The organism is Microbacterium capsulatum (assembly GCF_030865425.1).
GTDB classification, from domain to species: domain Bacteria; phylum Actinomycetota; class Actinomycetes; order Actinomycetales; family Microbacteriaceae; genus Microbacterium; species Microbacterium capsulatum.
The window spans coordinates 22,817-48,105 of record NZ_JAVFCB010000010.1; the positions used below are offsets into that span (position 1 = coordinate 22,817).

Annotated in this window: 23 protein-coding genes; 18 read left to right on the forward strand and 5 right to left on the reverse strand. The window is 71.1% G+C overall.

From position 1 onward, the window contains the following. The first annotated feature begins 98 nt into the window (after nt 1-98). Nucleotides 99-1,367: a histidine--tRNA ligase gene (locus RBR11_RS15670; RefSeq protein ID WP_308490401.1), complete on the forward strand. Its 1,269-nt coding sequence runs from the start codon at nt 99-101 to the stop codon at nt 1,365-1,367. A gap of 189 nt (nt 1,368-1,556) precedes the next feature. Then, entirely contained in the window at nt 1,557-2,423 is an 867-nt protein-coding gene (locus RBR11_RS15675) for an SGNH/GDSL hydrolase family protein (RefSeq protein ID WP_308490310.1), read from the forward strand. Here the strand turns inward: RBR11_RS15675 and RBR11_RS15680 are convergent. Continuing rightward, nucleotides 2,404-2,916, reverse strand: a complete 513-nt coding sequence (locus RBR11_RS15680; protein WP_308490311.1) for a VOC family protein — start codon at nt 2,914-2,916, stop codon at nt 2,404-2,406. The genes RBR11_RS15675 and RBR11_RS15680 overlap by 20 nt on opposite strands. A gap of 138 nt (nt 2,917-3,054) precedes the next feature. On the opposite strand from RBR11_RS15680, the gene RBR11_RS15685 reads away from it, so the two are divergent. Beyond that, nucleotides 3,055-3,858: a helix-turn-helix domain-containing protein gene (locus RBR11_RS15685; RefSeq protein ID WP_308490312.1), complete on the forward strand. Its 804-nt coding sequence runs from the start codon at nt 3,055-3,057 to the stop codon at nt 3,856-3,858. On the opposite strand, the gene RBR11_RS15690 is transcribed toward RBR11_RS15685, so the two are convergent. After that, on the reverse strand, nt 3,812-5,062 hold the full coding sequence (locus RBR11_RS15690; RefSeq protein ID WP_308490313.1) for an APC family permease: 1,251 nt from the start codon (nt 5,060-5,062) through the stop codon (nt 3,812-3,814). The genes RBR11_RS15685 and RBR11_RS15690 overlap by 47 nt on opposite strands. Nucleotides 5,063-5,220: 158 nt before the next feature. Here RBR11_RS15690 and RBR11_RS15695 point away from each other — a divergent pair, with 158 nt between their 5' ends. From RBR11_RS15695 to RBR11_RS15755, 13 genes are all read left to right on the forward strand, one after another. Continuing rightward, entirely contained in the window at nt 5,221-5,583 is a 363-nt protein-coding gene (locus tag RBR11_RS15695; RefSeq protein WP_308490314.1) for a GntR family transcriptional regulator, read from the forward strand. Then, the gene (locus RBR11_RS15700; RefSeq protein WP_308490315.1) at nt 5,580-6,647 is read left to right on the forward strand and encodes an SdpI family protein; all 1,068 of its coding nucleotides are present in this window, start codon (nt 5,580-5,582) and stop codon (nt 6,645-6,647) included. The genes RBR11_RS15695 and RBR11_RS15700 overlap by 4 nt, the downstream gene beginning before the upstream one ends. Then, the gene (locus RBR11_RS15705) at nt 6,644-7,729 is read left to right on the forward strand and encodes a CPBP family intramembrane glutamic endopeptidase (protein WP_308490316.1); all 1,086 of its coding nucleotides are present in this window, start codon (nt 6,644-6,646) and stop codon (nt 7,727-7,729) included. Before RBR11_RS15700 ends, RBR11_RS15705 begins: the two co-directional genes overlap by 4 nt. A gap of 31 nt (nt 7,730-7,760) precedes the next feature. Beyond that, a complete protein-coding gene (locus RBR11_RS15710) occupies nt 7,761-8,429 on the forward strand; it encodes an O-methyltransferase (RefSeq protein ID WP_308490317.1) in 669 nt (222 codons plus the stop codon). A 128-nt stretch (nt 8,430-8,557) separates the two neighbouring features. Then, nucleotides 8,558-9,109 carry a PH domain-containing protein gene (locus tag RBR11_RS15715; protein ID WP_308490318.1) on the forward strand — a complete coding sequence of 184 codons (552 nt, stop codon included), beginning with the start codon at nt 8,558-8,560 and terminating at the stop codon, nt 9,107-9,109. Between the two features lie 84 nt (nt 9,110-9,193). After that, nucleotides 9,194-10,318, forward strand: coding sequence for a 5-(carboxyamino)imidazole ribonucleotide synthase (locus RBR11_RS15720; RefSeq protein WP_308490319.1), 1,125 nt, complete (start codon nt 9,194-9,196; stop codon nt 10,316-10,318). Nucleotides 10,319-10,621: 303 nt separating this feature from the next. Next, nucleotides 10,622-11,089, forward strand: coding sequence for a 5-(carboxyamino)imidazole ribonucleotide mutase (gene purE, locus RBR11_RS15725; protein WP_308490402.1), 468 nt, complete (start codon nt 10,622-10,624; stop codon nt 11,087-11,089). Beyond that, nucleotides 11,086-12,543: an LCP family protein gene (locus RBR11_RS15730; RefSeq protein ID WP_373889810.1), complete on the forward strand. Its 1,458-nt coding sequence runs from the start codon at nt 11,086-11,088 to the stop codon at nt 12,541-12,543. Before purE ends, RBR11_RS15730 begins: the two co-directional genes overlap by 4 nt. Nucleotides 12,544-12,602: 59 nt before the next feature. After that, nucleotides 12,603-13,676, forward strand: coding sequence for a glycosyltransferase (locus tag RBR11_RS15735; protein ID WP_308490320.1), 1,074 nt, complete (start codon nt 12,603-12,605; stop codon nt 13,674-13,676). Between the two features lie 118 nt (nt 13,677-13,794). Beyond that, nucleotides 13,795-16,080: a glycosyltransferase gene (locus RBR11_RS15740; protein WP_308490321.1), complete on the forward strand. Its 2,286-nt coding sequence runs from the start codon at nt 13,795-13,797 to the stop codon at nt 16,078-16,080. Nucleotides 16,081-16,160: 80 nt separating this feature from the next. Beyond that, on the forward strand, nt 16,161-18,164 hold the full coding sequence (locus RBR11_RS15745) for a rhamnan synthesis F family protein (protein WP_308490322.1): 2,004 nt from the start codon (nt 16,161-16,163) through the stop codon (nt 18,162-18,164). Beyond that, nucleotides 18,149-19,348, forward strand: a complete 1,200-nt coding sequence (locus RBR11_RS15750; RefSeq protein WP_308490323.1) for an acyltransferase family protein — start codon at nt 18,149-18,151, stop codon at nt 19,346-19,348. The genes RBR11_RS15745 and RBR11_RS15750 overlap by 16 nt, the downstream gene beginning before the upstream one ends. Next, complete coding sequence (locus RBR11_RS15755; RefSeq protein WP_308490324.1) at nt 19,345-20,535, forward strand: alginate O-acetyltransferase AlgX-related protein; 1,191 nt, start codon at nt 19,345-19,347, stop codon at nt 20,533-20,535. Before RBR11_RS15750 ends, RBR11_RS15755 begins: the two co-directional genes overlap by 4 nt. A 110-nt stretch (nt 20,536-20,645) precedes the next feature. Here RBR11_RS15755 and RBR11_RS15760 read toward each other — a convergent pair whose 3' ends face one another. Further along, on the reverse strand, nt 20,646-20,810 hold the full coding sequence (locus RBR11_RS15760; protein ID WP_308490325.1) for a hypothetical protein: 165 nt from the start codon (nt 20,808-20,810) through the stop codon (nt 20,646-20,648). On the opposite strand from RBR11_RS15760, the gene RBR11_RS15765 reads away from it, so the two are divergent. Both RBR11_RS15765 and RBR11_RS15770 read left to right on the forward strand, forming a co-directional pair. Beyond that, the gene (locus tag RBR11_RS15765; RefSeq protein WP_308490326.1) at nt 20,797-21,078 is read left to right on the forward strand and encodes a hypothetical protein; all 282 of its coding nucleotides are present in this window, start codon (nt 20,797-20,799) and stop codon (nt 21,076-21,078) included. The two genes, RBR11_RS15760 and RBR11_RS15765, sit on opposite strands and share 14 nt — an antisense overlap. Continuing rightward, entirely contained in the window at nt 21,075-23,186 is a 2,112-nt protein-coding gene (locus tag RBR11_RS15770) for an LGFP repeat-containing protein (RefSeq protein ID WP_308490327.1), read from the forward strand. The genes RBR11_RS15765 and RBR11_RS15770 overlap by 4 nt, the downstream gene beginning before the upstream one ends. On the opposite strand, the gene RBR11_RS15775 is transcribed toward RBR11_RS15770, so the two are convergent. Beyond that, complete coding sequence (locus RBR11_RS15775; RefSeq protein WP_308490328.1) at nt 23,173-24,375, reverse strand: ABC transporter ATP-binding protein; 1,203 nt, start codon at nt 24,373-24,375, stop codon at nt 23,173-23,175. The two genes, RBR11_RS15770 and RBR11_RS15775, sit on opposite strands and share 14 nt — an antisense overlap. Before the next feature lies 1 nt (nt 24,376). Then, nucleotides 24,377-25,276, reverse strand: a complete 900-nt coding sequence (locus tag RBR11_RS15780; protein ID WP_308490329.1) for an ABC transporter permease — start codon at nt 25,274-25,276, stop codon at nt 24,377-24,379. Between the last annotated feature and the right edge of the window lie 13 nt (nt 25,277-25,289).

Below are 25,289 nucleotides of genomic sequence, written 5' to 3' on the forward strand. Positions count from 1 at the left end.
CGATCGGGAACCAACATCGCTCCTCGAAACCGTGGGAAGGGCCGTCCCACGCGACCTGGAAGAATGGATCCGTGGCAACGGTCAATCCTCCGCGCGGGATGCGCGACTTCCTCCCCGCCGACAAGGCCCGTCGTGAGCGCGTGCTCTCCGTCATCCGCGATCGCTACCGCGCGCACGGCTTCGACGAGATCGAGACGCCCGTCGTCGAGGAGTACGACCGTCTGCACGCCGGGATCGGCGGCGACAACGAGAAGCTGTCGTTCAACCTCCTGCGCCGCGGACTCGACGCGGACGCGATCCGCGCCGGCGCCGAGGACCCCGCCGCACTCAGCGACCTCGGCCTGCGCTACGACCTGACCGTCCCGCTCGCGCGGTTCTACGCGAGCAACCGCGGGCAGCTGCCCAGCGTGTTCCGCGCCATCCAGATCGGCCCGGTCTGGCGCGCCGAGCGGCCGCAGAAGGGCCGCTACCGCCAGTTCGTGCAGTGCGACATCGACATCATCGGCGACGACTCCGCCCGGGCCGAGGCCGAGCTCATCGTCGCCTCGCTCGACACGGTCGACGCTCTGGGCCTGACCGGTGCGATGGTGCGCGTGAACGACCGCCGGGCCCTGGACTGGATGCTGGACTCGTTCGGCTTCAGCGAGGAGGAGCGCCCCGGCGTGCTCATCACGATCGACAAGCTCGACAAGATCGGCCCGGACGGCATCGTCGCCGAGCTGCGCGAGCGCGACGCCACGGCCTCCGCCGTGGACGCGTTCGAGGCGTTCCTGCGCCGTCCGCAGACTCTCGAGTACCACCCCTACGGCGAGCGGCAGATCCGCAAGGCGCTGCCCGAGGACGTGCCGGACGAGCTCGTCGCGCACCTCGTCGGCCTCGGGCAGGCGGTCGCGGCCGCCCGCCCGGCCGCGGAGGGGATCGACCCGATCCCGCTGCAGTTCGATCCGTTCCTCGTCCGCGGCATGGGCTACTACACCGGCACGATCATGGAGCTCGCGCACCCCTCGGTGGCGTACTCGCTCGGCGGCGGCGGTCGCTACGACGGCATGATCGGCCGCTTCCTCGGCCAGCAGGTGCCGGCCGTGGGCTTCTCGATCGGCTTCGAGCGGATCGTCGACCTGCTCGAGTCGCAGGACGACGCTGCCACGCGCGCGGTCGTGCTGATCCACGACGCGGACGTCCCGGTCGCGGAGCTCGTCGCGCACAAGGCCGCCCTGATCGGCGAGGGCGCGCGCGTACGCCTGGAGCGCCGCACGAAGAACCTCAAGGGCCTGCTCGAGCGCGCGGCGGCCGACGGCTACAGCGCCTTCGCGACCGTGCGCGCGGGCGTGGCCGCCGACGCGCTCGAGGTCAAGCCGCTGTCCTGAGCAGCGGCTGTCCCGTCCCGGGGTCGTCGAGCGAGGCCGCCGAAGGCGACCGAGACGAAACGTGTCGTCCCGACGATCGCCGCTGTTTCGTCTCGCCTTCGCCTCGCTCAACGACCGGTGAGACTGCACGCGTACCGTGCGTCGACTGCCGGTCACGCGCCGTTCATGTCGATGCGGTCTGATCGGAGCATGGATCCTCGCCGTCCGGAGCGGATCCGCTCCGCATCCCTCGCCCTGGGCGTCATCGGCGTCGTCTTCGCGGGCTCGGCGGTCGCGGCCCGGATCGCTCTCGGCCGGCAGGCGCGGATCGCCCGCCGGCGGATCGGCAAGCCGCACGGCGAGGACGCGGTCGACGCGGACCGGATCTGGCGGCGACGGCTGACGGGCGAGCCGATCGAACTGCTCCTGCTCGGCGACTCCCTGGCCGCGGGTCTCGGCGCCGAGCGGCGCAAGGACACCCTCGGCGGGCGCCTGGCGAAGGGGCTCGCCCGACGCACGCGGCGGCCGGTGCGGCTGCGCACGGCGGCGATCGTGGGATCCGAATCGCCGGACCTGGATGCGCAGCTCGCGAGCCTGGAGACGGACTACCTGCCGGACGTCGCCGTGATCGTCGTGGGCGGGAACGACGTCACGCACCGGATCCCGGTCTCGGTCTCGGTGCAGCACCTCGAGGACGCGATCGGCTGGCTGCACGCCCTCGGCGCCGCCGTGGTGGTCGGCACCTGCCCCGACCTCGGCGCGCTGCGCCCCGTGCCGCAGCCGCTCCGCGCGATCGCCTCCCGCCTGTCCCGACGGCTCGCTGTGGCGCAGGCGCAGACCGCGCTCGATCACGGCGCGACCGCGGTCGACCTGCGCCGCGCGGTCGGGCCGATGTTCTTCGACGAGCCCGAGGAGATGTTCGGCCTGGACCGGTTCCACCCGAGCGCGCTCGGCTACCGGCGCACCGCCGACGCGCTGCTGCCCGCCGTGGTCGCCGCGGCGGGGGAGACCGGGCTCGCACCCGCGCCGACGGGGATCGCGGTGGAGGCCGCGGCCTTCAGCTCTCCGGTGCGCTGAACGACGCCGCCCACTCCTCGACCCGGGCGGTGCTCTCCTCCTCGGAGAGATCCTCGATGCGGGTCATCACCGACCAGCGCACCCCGAACGGATCCCGGATACTCGCGTACCGGTCGCCCGAGACGAACGTCGACGGGGCTTCCCTCACGGTCGCACCGGCCGCGACGGCACGCTCGACGACCGCGTCGACGTCGGGCACGTAGATGCCCATCGAATAGCAGTCGGCGTCGCCGGAGGGGGAGGGGACGAGCCCGTAGTCGGGGTTCGGGTCGCCCAGCTGCAGGCCGCCCAGCCCGAAGTCGAGGTCGGCGTGCGCGACCACGCCGCCGAACTCCGTGACGCCGACGACCCGGGCGCCGAAGATCGCGACGTAGAAGTCGATCGCGCCCCGCGAGTCGGGGATGGCGAGGAACGGGGTGAGGGTGGTCGCCGCGTTCGGGCGGCCGTCGGTCGTGTGGGCGCCGGTGACGCCCGTGGTCTTCTCTTCGCTCATGGTTGCGACGCTACGCCGCGGCGGGGAGCGGCGGCTTGGAGATCCGCGACAGCCTGTCGTGTGCGCCGATCGCGGCCCGGTGGTCGCGCCGCGATCCGGCCCCGTCTCAACGTCGGCGGCCGGCCGTACCCTCGGAGCATGGTGAACCCCACGCGCGGCGTGCTCTACCCCGCGCGACTTCCGCAGTTCCACCGCATCGCCCCGCCGGCGGACGCGGCGGAGCTCGTGGCGTGGGTCTGGATCCCGGAGTGGGATCTCGAACCGGGGCGCTCGTCCCGGCAGGACCTCGTCTCGTACCCGGCGCTGAACCTGGTGGTGGAGGCGTCGGATCGCGAGACCGCGCCGGTGCAGCTGTTCGGGGCGACCACCCGGGCCGGCTTCCGCGACCTGGCCGGCCGCGGCTGGGCCGTCGGCGCCCTGCTGCGCCCCGCCGCGGTGGCCGCGCTCGCGGCGGAGCCGTCCTCGTTCCTCGACGGAGCGATCGAGATCGACGCGCCCGAACTGGAGCGCGAGGTGGCCCGCGCGATGGCCTCGGGCGACGGCCGCCTCGAACGCGCCGCCGGCGCCGTGTGCGACTGGCTGCGCGACCGCGTCGGCGAGGTCACCGCCCCCGTCCGGCACGCGAACGCCATATCCGAGCTGCTCATGTCGGATCCGTCCATCCGCACCCCGGAGCAGGCCGCCACCCGACTCGCCGTCTCGGTGCGCACGCTGCAGCGCATGGCGCACCGGTACGTCGGGCTGTCGCCGGCGGCGATGATCCGGCGCCGTCGCCTGCAGGAGGCGGCCGAGCGGATCCGCACCGACCCGGCCGCCGAGCTCGCCGGCATCGCCGCGGATCTCGGCTACGCCGACCAGGCGCACCTCGCCAACGACTTCCGGGCCGTTCTCGGGTTCACGCCGTCGTCGTACCGCCGCGACGCCGATCCCACCCGATCCTGATCCCGCGCAGGGCGACGCCGACGACGACCACCGCCGTGCCGATCAGCACCGAGGGCGGGGGGAGCGATCCGGCGAGCACGAGGCAGCCGATCGCGCCGAGCACCTGCAGCGGCTTCGGATAGCGCCGCGCGTCCCGGCGCTGCACGAAGGCGGAGACGTTGGCGATGAAGTAGTACACCAGGACGCCGAACGACGAGAAGCCGATCGCGCCGCGCAGGTCGGCGACCAGCAGCACCGCGACCACGACGAGCCCGGCCGCCAGCTGCGCCCGCCGCGGCACGTGGTGGCGAGGATCGACGGCGGAGAGCAGGCCGGGCAGGTCCCGCTCCCGCGCCATCGCGAGGGTCGTGCGCCCGATGCCGGACAGCAGCGCGAGCAGCGCTCCGGTCGCTGCGGCCGTCGCGGCGATCCGGACGACCGGGCTCGCGGCACCCCAACCCGCGACGGCGACGACGTCCGCGAGCGGAGACGTGGAGTCCGCGGCCGCCCCGCCGAGGGTGAGCGCGACCGCCCCGCCGACGAGCAGGTAGACGACCAGGGCCGTCGCGAGCGCGATCGTGATCGCCCGCGGGATCGTCCGGGACGGGTCCCGCACCTCCTCGCCCATCGTGGCGATCCGCGCATAGCCGGCGAACGCGAAGAACAGCAGCCCTGCCGCCTGCAGCACGCCGTACCCCGACCAGCCGGGCAGGGGCGCGGGGGCGGCGTGCGGAAGGACGGTACCGGCGGCGGCCAGCACGACGAGCAGCCCGACCAGGGTCGCGGCGACGAGCACCTGGGTGACGCGCGCGGTCCGGGTGACGCCGAAGCTCGTGACCGCGGTGAGGATGACGACCGTCGCGATCGCCACCGGCCGCTGCCATGGGGACGGGGCCGCATACGCCGAGACCGTGATCGCCATCGCGGCGCAGCTCGCGAGCTTGCCGATCACGAAGCACCAGCCGGCGACGAAGCCCCACCACGGGCCGAGCTCGGCGCGCCCGTACGCGTAGGTTCCGCCGGAGACCGGATGGACCGCCGCGAGCTGGGCCGATGAGGTGGCGTTGCAGAACGCGACGAACCCGGCGACCACGAGCGAGACGAGCAGTCCGGCGCCTGCTGCTCCGACCGCCGGACCCCACACCGCGAAGACGCCCGCGCCGATCATCGATCCGAGCCCGATCGACACGGCGTCGGCGAGGGTCAGGCGGCGGGCGAGCGGCATGTCTCCATCATGCGCGACGACGGTGAACGGCCGGTGCCGGGGCCTCCGAACGCGCCGCCGTTCTGTACGGCGGATCGATCGAGGTGCGGCGGATCGCCCGAGACCCCTCCCTCAATTGATCTAGTTGCACTAGAATAACCGGACAGGAGGTGAGGGCGATGCTCATCCGGATCGACACCGACAGCGCGCAGCCGCTGTTCGAGCAGATCGCGGCCTCGGTGCGCGCCGAGGTGCTCGCCGGTCGTCTGCGCCCGGGCCACCGGCTGCCCGCGGCGCGCGAGCTCGCGCAGGCGGTCGACGTCAACGTGCACACCGTGCTGCGCGCCTACCAGGAACTGCGCGACGAGGGCCTCGTGGACCTCCGCCGGGGTCGGGGAGCCGTGCTGTCCGCCTCCGCCGCGCCCCTCGCCGATCTCGCCTCGGACATCACCGCGCTCGTGCGTCGCGCCGCCGCCCTCGGCCTCAGCCCCGCCACCCTCGCCGCCCTCATCGCCGCCCAGAATCAGGAGAGGACATCATGATGGATCGAACCGGTTCCGCCGGGCGGAACGTGACCGCGATCCCCGCGGCCGACCTGCGCCGTGCCCGGGTGATCTCCCTGCTGATCGGGGTCGTCATCCCGCTCGTGCTCTCCGGCGTCGTGCTCGGGATCATCCTCGGCTGGCTGCCCGAGCTGCCCGCGCCGGCGGTGACGCACTGGGGGCCGACCGGCGCCGACCGGTTCGGACCGCCGGCGACGTTCGCGTGGGCCGCCGTGCTGCTCGGATTCGTGCTCCCCGCGATCCTCACGATCGCCACGGTCGCGGTGGTCCGCGACAACTGGGGCGGGGCCGCGCGGCTTCTCGGCGGCATGGCACTGGGCCTGTCCGGGCTCAGCGCGGTCGTCAACCTCGCCGCGGTGGGCACCCAGCGGGGCCTCTCCGACGCGAAGCAGGCTCCGGATCTGTGGCCCTACATGCTGATCGGCGCGGCCCTCTTCCTCGTGCTCATCGCCGTGGGGTGGCTGGTGCAGCCGCACATCCGCCCGGCGCCGGCGGCACCGCTGCAGCCCGTGCACGTGACCTCGATCGCCCGCGGCGAGCGGGTCGCCTGGCTCGCGACCGCGACGATGTCACGGGTGGCCCTGATCCTCATCGCACTCGTGATGGTCCTCGTCGTGGCGCTCACGGCCGTGATGGCGATGCGGTTCACCGACCGGCTGTGGGTGCCGGTGGTCACGCTCGTGCTCGTCGGCGTCGCGCTGGCCACGGCGGTCTCGTTCCGGGTGCGGATCGACCAGGACGGCCTGTCGGTGCGCTCGCAGGTCGGCTTCCCCCGGGTGCACGTTCCGCTCGACGAGATCGTCGCGGTGCGCGCGGTCGACTGCAATCCGTTCGGCGAGTTCGGCGGCTTCGGCTGGCGGCTCGGGCTGGACGGACGCACCGGGATCGTGCTGCGCACCGGTCCGGCGATCGAGGTCGAGCGCCGCGACAAGCGGGCGCTCGTCGTCACGGTCGACGGCGCCGACATCGCGGTCGCGGTGCTGCGGGCCTATCTGGACCGCGGATCGGCGTCCTCGGCGGCCGCGGAGGAGGCGGGATCATGAGCGGACGAGGAGAGGTGTCCGGGATGCGGGAGCACGGATCGCCCGCACGGGTGCGCGGGGGCGCGATCGCCCTCTACACGGTGCTCGCGTGGGGGCTGGCCTGGCTGATCTGCCTGCCGCTCTGGCTGGGCCGGGGCCTGGCCACCCCCGGCGCGGTGATCATCCTGACGGCGATGATGTTCGCGCCGACGATCGCCGTGGTGGTCACGATGCTGGTCACCGGCTTCCCGCGCAGGGGGGAGCGACTGCGCTCCCTCGGCATGTGGCCGCTGCGCCCGGCGAAGCGCGTGGTCTGGCTCACGGTGATCGGCTGGCTGGGCCCGCTCGCCGTCGTGCTGCTCGGGATCGGCGTCGCGATCGTGCTGGGCTGGCTGCACCCCGACTTCACCTTCCCGCTCATCGCCGAGCAGCTGAAGAAGGTCGTGCCCGCGGGGGTGACCCTTCCGCCGATCGGCGTGATCGTGATCGCCCAGCTCGCGGCGATCCCGGTCGGGGCCCTGTTCAACGGCATCTTCGCCTTCGGCGAGGAGCTCGGCTGGCGGGGCTGGCTGGTGCCGGCGCTGCGCCCGCTCGGCACCTGGCCCGCGCTGCTGATCAGCGGTGCGATCTGGGGGATCTGGCACGCGCCGGTGATCCTGCTCGGCTACGACTTCGGCCGCCGGGATGTCGTGGGCGTGCTGCTCATGGTCGGCGGCTGCGTCGCCTGGGGCGTCCTGTTCGGCTGGCTTCGTCTGCGTTCGGCCTCGCTCTGGCCGTCGGTCTTCGCACACGGCATGCTGAACGCCTCCGCGGGGCTGTCCGTGCTGATCAGTCCGCTGCACCCGAACCTGGCGCTTATCAGTCCGCTCGGGGCATCCGGCTGGATCGCGTGCGCGGTCGTGATCGCGATCCTGCTGCTGACCGGCCAGTTCCGTCGGCAGCCCGCGCTCGCCGCCGGGCGTCGGAAGGATCCGGCGCCCGTCGCGAGCCCGCCGCCGGCCGCAGCGCCCGTCGCCCCGCCCGCCGCGACGCTCGACGGGCGGCCGCAGACCGCGGGCCCGGCCCCGACGGATCCCGGAGAATCCGATCCTTCGCGCTCTTGATCGCTCGCCGCGGACCGACGATGCTGAAGCCATGGCCGATCCGACCCCTGCGAACTGGCGCGCCACCGACGACTTCCTCGCCGAGACCCTCGTCGGTCATGACGGAGCGCTCGAAGCCGCGCTCGCCGCACAGGCTGCCGCGGGCATGCCGGCGATCGAGGTCGCGCCGGTCAGCGGCAAGCTGCTCGCCCTGCTGGTGCGGATCTCCGGCGCCCGCCGGGTCCTGGAGATCGGCACGCTCGGCGGATACTCCACGATCTGGATGGCCCGGGCCGTCGGCCACGGCGGCCGGGTGGTCACGATCGAGGCCGAACCCGGCAACGCCGCCGTCGCACGGGCGAGCATCGACGCGGCGGGCGTCGGCGAGAGGGTCGAGATCCTGATCGGGCGCGCCGCGGACGTCCTGCCGACGCTCGCGGATCCGGGCCCGTTCGACCTCGTCTTCGTGGACGCGGACAAGGAGTCCAACACGCTCTACCTGGACTGGGCGGCACGGCTGGGCCGGTCCGGCACCGTCGTGGTGCTCGACAACATCGGCCGCGCGGGCGACATCGTCGACCCGGACTCCGCCGACAGCATGGTGGTCGGCACCAGGGCGGCGCTCGAGATGCTCGGGACGGATCCTCGCTTCGACGCGACCGCGCTGCAGACGGTCGGGATCAAGGGCTGGGACGGCGTCGCGATCGCCGTGGTCGCCTGAGACGCCGCGCCGGCGATCGGCGGCGGCGGGTTCCGAGTCCGGCCGTTCGGCCGCGCACGCCCGCCCCGAGACCGGACACACCTGCGCTCACGGCCCCGGATCTCCCGGTGGCGGGTCAGAATGGACGCGTGACGCAACCGATGGGTCTCGGAGGGCGGCCGATGATGCCGCCGCCTGGCGCGCCCGCGGAGGAGCGGCTCATCGCGCGGTTCCACCCGCACGCGCGTCACTTGTTCTGGTCCGCGCTCGTCCTGATCGTCGTCGCTGGGGCGACCGGGTATTTCACCAAGAACCTGCCTAGGCCGTTCGCCGACTGGATGCTGTGGGTCGCCGCGGGCGCCGTCGTGCTGCTGCTCGTCGTCGTGCCGTACATCGTCTGGGCGTCCCGCCGGATCACGATCACCACGCGCCGGGTGATCGTGCGCGACGGGATCGGATCCCGGCGCAGCATCGAGATGTCGCACGCCCGCGGCTACACGATCACCGTGCGCCGCGGACCCCTGCAGCGCATGGTCGGAATCGGCACGATCGTGCTGTCGAACGGGGTGGACGCGCCGCTGCGGCTGCGCGATGTGCCGAACGTCGCGCTCGTGAACGAGACCCTGGCCGACCAGGTCGAGGTCGGGCAGATCCTCGCGCACCGCGATGCGCAGTCCGCGCTGAACCCGCCCGCGGAGTGACCCGGGCCCGCTGAGCCGTCCGCACGGTCGGCGTCGGGCCGGCTTCCGATGCGGAAGAATGGATCTTCGAGGAACGGAGATCCGATGGCTTTGCGTGTGGGTGTGATCGGCGGCGGACAGCTGGCGCGGATGATGATCGCTCCGGCGGTCGAGCTGGGGATCGACATCCGCGTGCTCGCCGAGGACGACGGCATGTCGGCGCAGCTCGCCGCGACCGCGGTGGGCGACTACCGCGACCTCGACACCGTGCGGCGCTTCGCCGCAGACGTCGACGTCGTCACCTTCGACCACGAGCACGTGCCGCAGGAGATCCTGCGCGCCCTCGTCGCCGACGGGATCCCGGTGCACCCCGGCCCCGACGCGCTGCGCTTCGCGCAGGACAAGCTGGACATGCGCGCCCGCCTCACCGAGCTCGACGTGCCGCAGCCGGACTGGGCGCGCGTCACCGGCACCGCCGAACTGCAGGCGTTCCTCGACGCCCACGACGGCCGTGGCGTGGTGAAGACCCCGCGCGGCGGCTACGACGGCAAGGGCGTCCGTGTGGTGTCCACCGCCGACGAGGCCGCGGACTGGTTCGCCGGACTCGCCGAGGGCGGTGCGCTGCTCGTCGAGGAGCTCGTCCCGTTCGTCCGCGAGCTCGCACAGCAGGTCGCCCGCCGCCCGGGCGGCGAGCTCGCCGCCTACCCGGTCGTGGAGACCGTGCAGCGGGACGGCGTCTGCGCCGAGGTCATCGCCCCGGCGCCCGGCGTCGACGCGGAGCACCTCGAGGAGGCCGCGCGGATCGGCCGCGCGATCGCGGAGGGCCTCGGCGTCACCGGCATGCTCGCGGTCGAGCTCTTCCAGACCGCCGACGGGCGGGTCCTCGTCAACGAACTCGCGATGCGCCCGCACAACAGCGGCCACTGGAGCCAGGACGGCGCCGTGACCGGCCAGTTCGAGCAGCACCTGCGCGCCGTCGCCGACCTTCCGCTCGGCGGGACCACGCCGATCGCGCCGTGGTCGGTGATGATCAACATCCTGGGCGGCCCGGCCGACGCCGGCATGGTCGACCGGATCCCCGCGGCGCTCGCCGCGAGCCCCCTCGCGAAGGTGCACACCTACGGCAAGTCGCCCCGCCCGGGGCGCAAGGTCGGGCACGTGAACGTCGCGGGAGCGGATCTCGAGCAGACCCTCGCGACCGCCCGCGGGGCCGCCGCCGCCTTCGCCTGAGCCCGACCCGGCTCCGCCCCCGGCCGAGCTCACTCGGCCGGTCCACCCCTTCGTCCACCGTGGGAAAACAGAGAGGCATGCGGCGTGTCGGAAGTCCGCAGCCCGTGACACGCCACGATGACACGCGGTGCTCTCCGTTTCCCGGGGAAGGGGAGGGAAGGGGCGGGGCGGGTGGCAGGAAGCGGATCCGGTCCCGAGCATCGCCCGGGCGCGCCGCAGCGGGGATCTCCCAGCCGCCGCCCCTAGCCTGGAGGGGTGACCGGGACACTGCATGCCTCCGCCGCGCCCCTCGTCGGCGTCGTGATGGGATCCGACTCCGACTGGCGCGTGATGAGCGACGCCTCGCAGGCCTTGACCGAGTTCGGCATCCCGCACGAGGTCGAGGTGGTCTCCGCCCACCGCACCCCCGAGAAGCTGCACCGCTACGGCGTCGAGGCGCGGGAGCGCGGGCTCAAGGTCATCATCGCGGGAGCAGGGGGAGCCGCGCACCTGCCCGGCATGCTCGCCTCCGTCACCGCGCTGCCGGTGATCGGCGTGCCGGTGCCGCTCGCGTACCTGGACGGCATGGACTCGCTGCTGTCGATCGTGCAGATGCCCGCCGGCATCCCGGTCGCCACGGTCTCGATCGGCGGGGCGCGCAACGCCGGGATCCTCGCCGCACGGATCCTCGGCACCGGGGATCCGTCGATCGCCGACCGGATCGAGGCGTACGCGCGGGAGCTGGAGTCGCAGGTCGAGGAGAAGAACCGGCGGCTGAAGGACAGCCTGTGACGCAGGTCCTGCACCGCCCCTCCTCGACGTCCGGTCCGCGCGCGTCGCTCATCCGGACGCGCCCGATGCGGGACCCCGACTTCGGCTCGCCCGAGGTGATGACCCGCCGCGGCTGGTGGCTGGTCGTGCTGAACGTGCTCATCCCCGGATCCGCGCAGATCCTCTCGGGCAACCGGCGGCTGGGGCGCTTCGGCCTCGGCGCCACGCTGACGATGTGGGCGCTGATCGTGGTCGCCGCCCTGACCGGACTGCTCTGGCGGCAGGCGCTGCTGTGGCTCACGATCGGCGGCGGCTGGGTGTCCTGGGTCGTGCTGACGCTCATCCAGGTGCTCTGCTACGCCTATGCGCTGCTCTGGATCGTGCTCACCTTCGACACCCTGCGGATCGTGCGCCTGGTGCGCATCAAGAACTACGCGCGGATCGCGATCCCGCTCGTCGCCGTGCTCGTGGTCGCGCTGTGCGGCAGCGGCGCCGCCTCCGCCGCCACGATCGTCGCCTCGAGCCGCACCGCGATCACGACGCTGTTCGGATCCGGCGGACCGAGCCTGCCCCCGAGCGATGGCTACTACAACGTGCTGCTGCTCGGCGCCGACAGCGGAGCCGGGCGTGACTCGATGCGCTTCGACAGCATCTCGGTGGTCTCCGTGAACGCCGAGACCGGCAAGGTGACGATCTTCGGGATCCCGCGCGACATGCCGAACGTGCCGTTCGCCGCCGGCCCCATGCACGACGCCTACCCGAACGGCTTCACCGCGCACGACGACGAGAACTGCGGGTGGGGCGCCGGGATCAACCAGCTCACCAACGCGGTCGAGGTCTGCCACAGCGGGAAGTCGTACTACCCGGACGCGAAGGCGCACGGATCCACTCCGTCGATCGAGGCCACGAAGGCGGCCGCCGAGGGAGTGCTGGGGATCACCATCCCGTACTACGTGTTCCTCGACATGAACGACTTCGCGCGGCTCGTGGACGCGCTGGGCGGCGTCGACATGGACGTCAAGGAACGGCTGCCCGAGGGCGGCCCGCCGCCGGGATCGGGTGCGAAAGACGTGAACACCTGGGCGACCGGCTGGATCGAGCCCGGCAAGCAGCACATGAACGGCGACACCGCGCAGTGGTACGCCCGCTCTCGGTACACGACGAGCGACTTCGACCGGATGCTGCGTCAGCGCCAGCTGCAGGAGGCGATCCTGAAGCAGTTCACGCCGCAGAACGTGCTCACGCACTTCAGCGAGATCGCCAAGGCGGGAACCGCGATGGTGAACACCGATCTGCCGCAGGACAAGCTGCCCGAGTTCGTCGACCTCATGATGAAGGCGAAGCAGCAGAGCGTGCAGGCGGTCGAGCTGACTCCGGCGAACGGCGTGGACGAGTTCACCCCGGACTGGAACCAGATCCATCAGATGGTGAAGACGGCGCTGCACCCGACGCCGAGCCCCACGCCGACCCACTGATCCGGCCGACCCTGGAGCGCCTGGGAGACCTGCCGGCGGACGCTGGTTAGGCTCGAGTCATGGCTGTGCTGCGCGTGGTGCTCGATCAGGCGAACGACATCGTCGACCCCGATCAGGCGGACGCCGCACGCTCCCTGGTCGCGGGGCTGGTCGCCACGGCGCCCGAGCGGTGCACGGTCGAGGCGATCGTCCCGGCCGGAGCCGACGACGACGCCGCGGCCTCCGCCGATGCGGTGCACCGTCTGGCACTCGGCCGCCGCGAGCTCGGCGCGGCCTGGCAGCTCGGCGTCGTCGCGGGGGTCGGCGGCGGCATGATCCACGCCCCCTCGCTCTTCGCCCCGCTCGCCAAGCACGACCGGGTGCACGACCACGACCAGACCGTGGCGACGGTGTGGGATCTGCGCGCCTGGACCGCTCCCGAGCAGCTGTCCCGGGCGAGCGTGCTCTGGCAGCGTGGGATGCTCAAGCGCGCGGCCAAGCACGCCGACGCCGTGGTGGTGCCCACACACGCCATGGCGGAGCAGCTCGCCGAGCTCGGCCGCTTCGGGGACCGCATCCGGGTGATCCCCGGAGCCGCGCCGGACGGCTTCGCGATCCCGCACGACGGGCCGGAGCGCCGGGCGGCGCTGGGCGCTCCGGCCCGCTATCTCGTGGCGACCGGCACCGCCGGGACTCTCGACGGCGTCTTCGCCGCGGCGGCGGCCGTCGACGCGGACGCGTTCGTGCTCGACGCCCCGGACGGATCCGCTCCCGCGATCGCCGCGGTCGCCGTGGCCGCGGGTGTCGAGGCGCCGCGCGTGCACGTGCTCGGACGGCTCGACGCACAGGACCGCAGCGCCCTGCTCGGCGGGGCGATCGCGCTCGCCGCGGCGGACCCGGCGCCCGCCTGGCCGTGGCGTGTGCTCGAGGCGCTGGCGATCGGCGTGCCCGTGATCGCGGCCGACGGGGGAGTGCATCGCGACGTTCTCGCGGACGGCGGCCTGCTCGTGCCGTCGGACGGATTCGTCGCGGCGGTGCAGCGGGCTGCGGGCGAGGGGGCGCGCACGCTCTCGGTGCTCGCGTCCGACCGCTCCCGCGCGTACTCGTGGAACGGCTCCGCCGAGCGTGTGTGGGCGCTGCACGCCGACCTGTGAGGCGGGCGTCCGCAGGGCGCGCTCGATGGCAGCCGCGGTCCCGGTACGCTGACAGGGTGCCGAGAGTGGATGCTGTGCCAGGTGCGTCGAAGGCCCCGATCGGCCGGCGATGGGCGAGATGAACGCAGGCCCCTCCTCCCTCGGCCGGAGAGCGGTCGCGGCGGTGCGGGCCCTGTGGCGGCGGTCGCGCGGGCTTGCGCTGATCGGGCCGGCACTCCGGGCCGCCGACCGCGTCGTCTGGTTCAGGGCCGTGCGCCGCAGCGGACTGATGGATGCCGACTTCTACGCCGCGCAGAGAGGGTGGCGTCGGGCAGGCCCCGCGCGCGCCACGATGGACTATGTGACCCGCGGCTTCCGGGCGGGTGTCTCGCCCAATCCGCTCTTCGATGAGCTCTACGCCGGCCGCGGGCTCCCCGACAGCGACCGGGTTCCGGCCCTGTACGCCTATCTCGTCAGCGACCGGGCGACGGCGCCGGTGCATCCGTGGTGGTCGATGGCCGACTACCGGGAGCGGCACGACCTGGACGGCTCCGTCGGGGCGCTGGAGCATGCCTGGGAGAGACGAGCCGGGGCGCGACTGACCGTGCGCGTGAACGACGCGGGCGTCGATGTCGATGTCGACGGCTGGCGGTCGGCGGCGATGCGCGCGGTCGCGGGCGGCACGATCGGCGCACGCCCGCAGGAACCTGTCCGAGCCGCCCTGATCCGCGCGCTGCAGAGGGCGGACCGGCATTCGGATCTGAAGATCGCCGCGGCGATGCGCACGGCGGACAGCCACGTGCACGTGGTGGGGATCGATCCGGAGCCCAGCACCTGGGCGGGCGTCGGAGTCGCCGCGCTGGCGTTCCCCGACGGCGGCCTGACCGCGGTGCGGTATCCGCGGGGAACGCGGTACGTCGAGATCCTCGCGGACGCCGCGCGGAACGCGCACACCGAGGTCGTGGTCGTCACCGATCCGCGTGCCCACGTCACCGCCGACCAGTTCGCCCGGCTGACGGAGCTGGGCGCGGACGGGCCGGTGGCGCCCGTCGAACTCGACGAGAACGGCACGATCGGCGCGGTCGGTGCCGCCGTCGTGCCGGTCCAGCAGCGCTCGGTGCGGGTCGCTCTCCTGCGCGGCCACCCGAGGGAGGATCTCGAGCGCTTCGCGCACGCCGTCCTGGACGTGCCCCTGCTCACCGGACGGACCGTGGCGCTGCCGACCCGGATGCTGGTCGAGGCTCTCGAGAGGCCTCTGCCGACGGGGTTCGAGCTGGAGGCGCTCGGTCTGCGACTCTCGCGGACCGCTGCGCCGCGCGTCGACACGGCGACCGCCGTCGGCCGCTTCGCACCAGACTCGGCGTTCCGTCCGGCGCGGTCGCCGCTGCCGCCGGAGCTCGACGCACGGGACGATCGGACGGAGGCGGAGCGGATCATCGCGGCCGCGGGGTTCGCGGTGCAGGAGTGGGGCCGGTCGGTCGGCGATCCCGCACCGCTGCTGAGGCGTCGTGACTCCCGGCTGCGCTGGGCGATCAAGACGTCTGCGCCGGCAGGACCCGCCGGCGACGTCTGGGGCGACACGCATTTCGCGCAGGGGCTGGCGGCTGCGCTCAGACGACGCGGCCACGAGGTGGTCATCGACGCCTTCCCCGCCGCGAACCGGGCGAGCTCCTACCTGGACGACGTGCACCTCGTCGTCCGCGGACCGTTCCGGATCACGCCGCCCCGATCCGGGGTGCGGATCGAATGGATCATCAGCCATCCCGACGAGATCACGCGGGCGGAGGCGGCCGAGTTCGACCTGCGCTTCGCGGTGTCGCCCGGATGGTCCGCGCGGACGTCGGAGCGGTGGGGGCTGTCCGTCGAGCCGCTCCTGGAGGCGACCGACCGGGACAAGTTCTACCCGCGCGGGGTGGAGCGCACCGGTGAGGTCGTCTTCGTCGGGACGGCTCGCGGGATCCCCCGGCCGAGCGTGGTCGCTCCTCTCGCCGCGGGGGTCGACGTGCGCGTCTACGGGCCGGACTGGCGCGGCTTCATCCCGGCGCAGGCGATCGCCGCCCCGACGATCGCCAACGAGGACCTCAGCGAACGGTACGAGTCGGCCTCGGTCGTGCTCAACGACCAGTGGCCGGCGATGCGGCGCGAAGGGTTCATGGCCATGCGCCCGTTCGACGTCGTCGCCGCGGGCGGACGCGTCGTCAGCGAGCACATCACCGGGCTGGCGGAGATCTTCCGTGGGGCGCTCGTCGAGTACGAGGACGAGGCCGAGCTCGTGCGGCTGCTGCGCGGGGATCTCGACGCCCGATTCCCCTCACAGGACGAATTGAGCGAGATCGCGGCGTACGTCCGGGCCGAGCATTCGTTCGACGCGCGGTCCGCCGTGCTCGAGCGGGCTGTGTGGAACTTCGCAGGAGCGGTCACGTAGACTGACCAGTCGCGCGCGGACCCGGAGACCGCGGCTCTGCGCGCGCGCGTTCGCATCACTGAGAAATAGGAGCCATCCGAGTGACCGGAAGAGTCGGAAAACTTGCGTCCTTCCCGACCGGCGGACGCCGGGTGATCTTCTACCTCTTCTACGATCACGAGGGCCGGGTCGACGACTACATCCCGTACAAGCTCGAGCGGCTGCGTCCCTTCGCGGAGCACATCTTCGTCATCGTCAACGGGTTCGTGACCGACGAGGGCCGCGCCAAGCTCGAGGCCGTCGCCGACGAGGTCTGGCAGCGCGAGAACGTCGGATTCGACGTCTGGGGCTACAAGGAGGGCCTCGCGCACTTCGGCGAGGATCGTCTCGCGGAATACGACGAGCTCCTCCTGATGAACTACACCTGGTTCGGCCCCGTCAACCCGTTCGAACCGGTCTTCGAGAAGATGGACGCTCTGTCCGTCGACTACTGGGGGCTCACCGAGCACGGGCAGCTGCGTCCGAACCCGTTCACCCGCAAGGGAGTGCTGCACAGCCACATCCAGTCGCACTGGATCGCGGTGCGCAAGAGCATGTTCCAGAGCGAGGAGTTCCGCTCGTACTGGCGGGACATGCCGCCGATCGTCTCGTACACGGACTCGATCCTCGGCCACGAGTCGAAGTTCACCCACCACTTCTCGTCGCTCGGATTCCGGTACGAGGTCGCCTTCCCAGAGCGGAACTACTCGACCTGGCATCCCGCCTTCTACGACTCGGAGGCGCTGCTGGAGGACGGATGCCCCGCGCTCAAGCGGCGGCCGTTCTTCCACGACCCGCTGCTGCTCGATCGTCACTCGATCATCGCCCGCCGCTTCGCCGAGAAGGCCGAATCGCTCGGCTATCCGGTCGATCTGATGTGGCGCAACCTCTCACGCAGCTCGCAGCCGAAGGCGTTCAACACGAACGCCGCGATGCTCGAGGTGATGCCGGACATCGACATCCAGTACGACGCGGAGAGCCCGCTGCGGGTCGCGGTCATCGCGCACATCTACTACGTCGAGCTCACCCGGGAGATGATCGCGCACTGCGCGACGATCCCCAGCGAATACGACCTCTACGTGACCACCACGGACGACGCGAAGGCGGAGGCGATCCGGACGATCATCGCCGAGGCCGGCGATCCGCATCTCGGCACAGTCGATGTGCGGGTGCTGCCGTCCAACCGCGGGCGCGACATCGGCGCGTTCTTCGTCGGGTGCGCGGACGTCCTCCGGTCGGACGACTACGACGTGATCTTCAAGATCCACTCGAAGAAGACCGTGCAGGAGGGCAAGAACGCGGGGGACACGTTCCGGCGGCATCAGCTGATGAACCTGCTCAACTCGCCCGGGTACACCGCGAACCTGCTGGGGCTGTTCCAGCAGGAGCCCGGTCTGGGGATCGTCTACGCGCCCACCATCCACATCGGCTACCCCACGCTGGGCCGGGGCTGGTTCGCCAACAAGGAGGCGACGCGCAAGATGGCGGACGAGCTGGGGATCCACGTCCCGTTCGACGACCCGTCACCGCTCGCCCCCTACGGGTGCATGTTCGCGTTCCGCCCCGACGCCCTGCGGATCATGTCGGACGTGGAATGGACGTACAAGGACTACCCGCTGCCGCAGAACCATCGGGACGGGAGCATCTCCCACGTCCAGGAGCGGCTGTTCAGCTACGCCGTCGCCGAGCGCGGCTACTACACCAAGACCGTCGCGACGACCCGCTACGCGGCGATCAGCCACACGTCGATGGAGTACAAGCTCGACCGCATGAGCGCGAACCTGCAGGGGTACGCGATCGACCAGGTCCATCTGCTCGACGCCTCGGGGGACTTCGTCGGCGGAGGCCCGCTCGGGTATCTGCTCGCCTACACCCGCTTCCACTACCCGCGCTGGTTCCCGCTCGTCGAGGGGGTCTACCGTCCGGTGCGGGGCGTCTATCGCGGCGTCCGCTACGCCATCGATCCGCGGTACCGGCGCTGGCGGAAGTCGCTGAAGGCGGCGCCGATCGAGGAAGTCATCGACGAGACGATCGACGACACGATCGACGAATGGGAGCTCTTGTGATCTCTCTCGCCGAGGCGTTCGACCCCCGTCGCAACGCGATCGGCTTCGTGAGGTGGCTGATGGCGTTCATGGTCATCTTCTCGCACGCCGGGCCGATCGCCGGGTTCTACGGCGGGAAGGATCTCGGCACGCAGCTCAGCCGGGAGCAGTCGCTCGGCGGCGTCGCCGTGTGCGGCTTCTTCTTCCTGTCCGGGTTCCTGATCACCCGCAGCAAGATGGGGCCGATCAGCACCCTCCGGTTCCTCTGGCACCGCTTTCTGCGCATCTACCCGGGCTTCTTCCTGATCCTGCTGATGACAGCGTTCGTCTTCGGGCCGATCGCGTGGGCGCGCGAGGCCGGCACCATGAACGGGTACTGGAACGCCGGGACGGCTTCTCCGCTGACCTATTTCTCGAACAACTTCACCCTGATCCTGAAGCAGATCGACATCGCCGGGATGGGGACGTCGACGCCGGCGTACCAGATCAGCGGCATCCGCGACTGGAACGGCTCGGCGTGGACCCTCGCCTTCGAGTTCGGCGCGTACCTCCTGGTGGCGCTCCTCGGCGTGTTCGGGGCCCTCGCGAACCGCCTCGTCGGCGGGCTGGTCGCAGGGGGCATCATCGCGCTGTCCACGATGCAGTGGCTCGGAATCGGCAACCTCCCCGGGCTGAGCCACGTGTTCGGCGACAACCGGCTGCTGCTGCTCTTCGCACCGTTCGCGTGGGGCATGCTCTTCCAGCTGTTCAAGGATCGGATTCCGATCGACGATCGCGTCGCGATCGCGTGCCTGGTCGTCGCGGCGGCGACCTACGCGAAGGGCGGATGGCTCGTCGCGGGTCAGTACGCCTTCTGCTACGTGCTGATGTGGTTCGGGATCCGCGCCACCCGGCTCGCCGGCTGGGACCGTCATGCCGACCTGTCGTACGGCATCTACATCAGCGGGTGGCCGCTCATGTGGCTCGCCACCTATTTCCACGTCCAGGACTGGGGATGGCTGGCCTACCACGCCATCGTCGTCGTCGGGTGCCACGTGTACGCCTACGGCAGCTGGCACCTGGTCGAGAAGCCGGCGATGTCGCTCAAGCGATGGACGCCGCGGTGGGGTCATTGGCTGCTCGACCGCACAGCGGACGCGCGAGCCGGCTGGCAGTCCCTCCTCGAGCGTCGACTCGTGATCACGCGATCGAAGGTGGGGTCATGACCGGTTTGCACGACGTCAGCAGCCATGGCGCGACTCCCCGTGCCCCTCGACGGTGGTGGCGACACGCGGGGTACGCTCCACTGTCGGTCCTCGCGGCCGCGTCGGTCGCCGCGCTCCTGCTCGGGATGACGACGACGGCGCAGCAGAACCGGCACACCGTCCCCGCCGTCACCGCCGCGCCGACCGGAACCGCCAAGGAGTGCCGGCCGCCCGTCGCCGCGCCCGCAGCACAGCCGTGGCTGTCCGGCGGCGCGAGCGCCGAGCAGACCTGGCAGCAGCACTCGGCCGAACTCGCGAAGCCGTACCTCGTGGGTTCGAACGGCTGGACCTTCTGGAGCGACTACATCGAGCAGTACGCGTCGCAGGCGGTCGGCCGGGACACGCTGAGCCAGGCGCAACTGGACGCGTGGGCGAGCTACCACAAGTCGATCCGCGACAACCTGGCGGCTCAGGGCATCGAGTTCTACATCGAGATCACGCCCTCCACGTCGAGCGTGTATCCGGAGCAGCTGCCGACCTGGATGCAGTCGCTGCGCGGGTCGACCATCCTCGATCAGTACTTGTCCGTCGCCGGCGACCTCCCGGTGATCGATCTGCGCCAAAACCTCATCGCGGCGAAGACCCCCGACACGCACCTGTTCAGCTGGAGCAACAGCCACTGGACCGGCTACGGCGGGTATGTCGGATGGAAGCAGATCGCGTCGTGCGTGAACGCGATGCACCCCTCGGACAAGCCGCTGCAGGTGCCGGCCATCACCGGCACCCGTGTCATCGGCGACTTCAACGAGTGGGCGAGCTTCGGGGTGCCGAGCCCTGGGCAGGACTGGTCGGTCCCGACCTTCGCCCATCCGCTGCAGGATGTGACGTACACCGACAACAACCAGCAGACCAAGACGGTCCCCGGCGACACGGACATGGACGCGGGCTGGCTTCCGCTGCACACGTCGGTTCCGAACTCGTGGACCGGCAAGAGCGCCCTGATCATCCGGGACTCGATGGGCAACGCCCTGTCGCCGTACTGGGATCAGGCGTATTCGCCGACCGTGCAGGTGTCCCACCTGTACAACAGCTACTCGGTGTGGCCGAACTATCGGCAGCTGGTGGACGAGTACCACCCGAAGGTCGTGATCGTGCAGATCGCGGAACGCCACCTCATCAATGCACCCCCTCCGGGAGCCGGGTACTAGTCTGAACGGGTGAACTCGAAACGCCGTCAGCTGCTCGGGGCCGTGTTCCCCGCGGTGGCGCTCCTGGTTCTCGGACTGTCAGCGTGCGGTCCGCTTCCGTCTTCCGGGAGTCAGGGGCCGTCCACCGGCGCGTCATCGCCGTCGACGAGCACGCCGTCGGCCGATCCGTCCCCGCATGCCACCACGCCCGCGACACCCTCGTCGCCGGCGACGAGCGCGCCGTCGCCGCAGCCGACCTCGGAACCGGGGAGCGGAGTGGGGGTGACGATCATCACCGCCGATCTGGAGTCGGACGGGATCGAGGTGACCGGCATCGCGCCAGGGCAGAACGACCAGAGCGCACGGTGCACGGCAACCGCGACGAAGGACGGGACCACGGTCTCGGGCAGCGCGGACGTGACCGTCACCAACGGCAACAGCTACTGTCCGCTCATCGTCCTCGACAGGGCGCGACTCTCCTCCGGGACCTGGCAGGTCGTGCTCCGCTACGACGGCACGTCGGCCTCGGGTCGCTCCACAGCCAAGGCGGTGGTCGTCCCGTGACCCGGGGGACGCCGGAGGCGCGGGGGGCGTTCGGGGCGCTGATGCTGGCGCTCGCGCTGGTCGTGGGTGTTCTCGTCCCGGTCGTCGGCTCCGCTCCCGCCGCGTCGGCCGCGTCGGCATCGGACTGGAACGCCGGATACATCATCGACGACGCGGTCTTCTACGACTCGAACGCGATGACCGCGACCGATGTGCAGACCTTCCTCAACGCCGTGCAGTCCGGGTGCGCGTCCGGCTACACCTGCCTGAACGGATACGGGCAGAGCACCCCGAACGTCGCAGCGGACCGGTACTGCAACGGCTATTCCGGGGCCGGCTATCAGACCGCAGCCCAGATCATCGACATCGTCGCCCGCAGCTGCGGTATCAGCCAACGCGTCATCCTGACCCTGCTCCAGAAGGAGCAGGGGCTCGTCACTTCGAGCGCACCGACGCAGTGGAACTGGTCGGCCGCGATGGGGCAGGGGTGTCCGGACACGGCGGCGTGCGACAGCAGCGTCGCCGGATTCTTCTACCAGGTCTACTACGGGGCCCGGCAGTTCCAGGTCTACCGCTTGAACCCGAACAGCTTCGGCTACCAAGCGGGCCGGGTCAACAACATCCTCTACAACCCGGAAGCCAGCTGCGGGACCGCGAGCGTCTACATCCAGAACCAGGCGACCGCGGGGCTGTACATCTACACCCCGTACACGCCGAACGCCGCAGCACTCGCCAACCTGTACGGCACCGGCGATGCCTGTTCCGCCTACGGGAACCGGAACTTCTGGCGGATCTTCACCGACTGGTTCGGCAACCCGCAGCGGTACACGGTCCTCGACGGGTTCGCCTCGTACTACTCCGCCCACGGCGGCGCGACGGGACCGATCGGCCAGCCGATCTCGTTCGGGGTCTACGTCACGCAGAACGGCCAGGGCTGGTACCAGCGGTTCTCCGGCGGCAATCTCTACGGCAGCTATCAGGGCGGCACCGCCTTCATCCCCAACGGGTCGGCCCTCACCGAGTACAACCGTCAGAACGGTCCCTACGGCTCGATGGGCTGGCCCAGCAGTGAGCAGACGTGCGATGCATCAGGGCGCTGCGTGCAGTCGTTCGTGTCCGCGATGATGTCGTCGACCAGCACGTACGGCGCCCACGTGCTCTGGGGCGGCGTGAAGGACTACTGGCTGCAGTCGGGCGGCAACGCCGGCCCGCTCGGGGCCGCGCTGAACGACATGGTCTACTCGACGCCCGCGGCCGGGGCCGCCTGGGTGCAGAACTTCCAGGCCGGGGTGCTGGTGCAGACCGGGGCAGGGTTCCAGCTGATCCCGTATTCCCCGACCCAGGACGTGTGGTCGGCGAGCGGCAGCGGCGCCGGACCGTTGGGCTGGCCCGTCTCCGCCTACTCCTGCGACGCGTCGGGGTGCCTCCAGCGCTTCACGGGCGGGGCGATCACCTCGACCTCGACCTATGGCGCGCACGCCATCACCGGACCCTTCGCACAGGCGTGGTCCGCTTCGGGCGGGATGACCGGATTCGGTGCGGCTCTCAACGACGCCGTCACGCTCTCGACCGGCGGCGGCGGAGCGGTGCAGAACTACGCGGCGGGCATCGTGACGTCCACGAGCGCGGGCACCTTCCTCGTGCCGTACGGCTCGATCCAGGCGATGTGGTCCGCGGCCGGCGGGCAGTCCGGCACCTACGGATGGCCGCTCGGCGCCGCGCAGTGCGCGGGGGGAACGAGCTGCGCGATGTCCTTCCAGGGCGGGGTGATCTCGTCGTCCACGTGGGGCGTGTTCCCGACCTTCGGCTCCCTCGCGGGAGCATGGGTCGCCGGCGGCGGAGTGAAGGGCTACGGCGTCGCGATCAACGCGATCCGATTCGGATCGCCGTCGGGCGGAGGCTGGATCCAGCACTACATGACCGGTGTGCTCACTCAGCAGGTCGGCGGGCAGCCCGTGTACAGCGCGTACGGACCGATCCTCGACACCTGGTACCACTACGGCGCGGAGAACACCTGGCTGGGGTGGCCGAGCTCGGCCGCCGTGTGCACCGCGAACGGATGCACCCAGCAGTTCCAGCACGGGGTCGCGCGCTCGAACGCCGGAGGCGTGTCGTTCACGACGACGTAGTGAAGTCCACCTCGGCGGCGACGGTGCCGACGCTGCGCTCGCTCCCGCGCACGTGCAGCAGCGCCGCCTGCCATCGGATGTCCGTGTCGGCACGGACCAGGTCGTTGACGCGGGCGTTGATGTAGTACTCACCGACGCCGAGGGCGACGGTGCGGATGCGGAAGTCGACGTGCCGGTTCTCCCCGGCGCGGAGGGGGGACAGGTCCTCGCGGAGCCGGTCGCTGCTGGTGCCGAGGACCATCTGACCGTTCGGCGTGTCGATTCCGAATCCGATCGTCCACTCGGCGACGTCCTCGACGGCCTCGACGTGCAGGCGGATGGTCAGCTCGTCGCCCTGTGCGACGTGGTTGGAGACCGTGCCTTCGGAGTCGAGGAGCTCGACGTCCGTGACGCTGACCGGATGGGTCGGCTCGACCTGCTCCGCGGCCCCGTTGATGCGGCCGTACTCGAGGATGTCGCGCAGGGCGGAGAGGCCCTCCTGAGGGCGACCCGCGAACGCGACCTTGCCGTCGTTCATCACGAACGTCCAGTCGCAGAGCTCGGAGATCTGAGACGCGGCATGGCTGACGATCACGATCGTCCGGCCCTCCTGCTGGAAGCTGCGGATCTTGTCCATGCATTTGCGCTGGAACGCCTCATCGCCGACCGCGAGCACCTCGTCGACCAGCAGGATGTCGGGATCGGTGTGCACGGCGACGGCGAACGCGAGCCGCATGTACATGCCGGAGGAGTAGAACTTCACCTCGTTGTCGATGAACTCGCCGATCCCGGAGAAGGCGACGATCTCGTCGAACCTGTCGTCCGTCTCCTGACGGCTCAGACCGAGCAGCGCGGCATTGAGGTACACGTTCTCGCGCCCGCTCAGCTCAGGGTGGAATCCGGCGCCGAGTTCGAGCAGCGCCGCGATGCGACCGCGCACCAGGACGCTGCCGGAATCGGGGGAGAGGATGCCGCCGATCAGCTTCAGCGTGGTGCTCTTGCCGGAGCCGTTCGCTCCGAGCAGCCCCACGGTGGTCCCGGCGTGGATCGTCAGGTCGACCGCGTCGAGCGCGACGTGGTGGCGACGGTGCTCGCGCGCCTTCATGTAGCCGAGGACGCGGTCCTTGATGGTGTTGTCCGTGCGGACCACGAACGACTTCGACACGGTGTGGAGGCGCACGACCTCCGGGGTGGGTTCGGCCAATGCCATGTCACAGCTCCTGAGCGAGACTGCCCTGCATGCGCTGGAACAGCCAATGCGCGACGAACAGGAGGGCAACGCCGACGATGCCGGCGATGCCCATCCGCAGTGCGAGATCGGTGGGGTAATCCGCTGCCGTTCCACCTGCCCACAGTGCGCGGTGGAACCCGAGCACGGCGAGGGTGAGCGGGTTGTTGGTGTAGAGCTCGAGGGTCCAGGACGGCAGCCCGAAGCGCGTGAAGACCGCGGCGACCATGCGCCAGGAATAGACGATGGGGGAGGCCCACATGAGCAGGGTGAGCAGGATCTCGGTGATGTACTGCACGTCGCGCAGGTACACGTTCAGCGCCGACAGGATGAGTCCGGCCGCGAGCACGTAGACGAGCACGAGGAGAATGGACGGGAGCAGATACCACAGGCCGCTCGGATCCGGCCACTCCCGGAACACGACGACCGCTCCGATGAGGACGAGCAGCTGCATGCCGAAGAGGAAGATCGCACCGCCCACGGACGCGAGCGGGAAGATCTCGCGCGGGAGATAGATCTTCTTGACGAGGCCCGCGTTGTTCACGATGGAGCCCGCCGCGGCGCCCAGGCTCTCGGAGAAGAGCATGAAGATGGTCAGCCCCGAGAAGATGTAGATGCCGAAGTTCGGCACGCCCTTCGCTGCGCCGAGCACCTGACCGAGGATCAGGAAGTAGGTCATCAGAAGGACGATCGGCCGGATCAGGGTCCACAGGAACCCCAGCGCGCTCCCGCGGTAGCGCACCTGGAGGTCGCGACGGGTCAGCAGCCAGAGAAGCTCCCTGTGTCGTAGGATCTCGCGCAGCCTGCTCGCCGGTGCCGGGGATCCGCCCAGGGGGCGCAATGGCAGTTCGGCCAGGCGCGCGTAGCGGTCGTCAGCCGTCATCTGACCTTCAGTC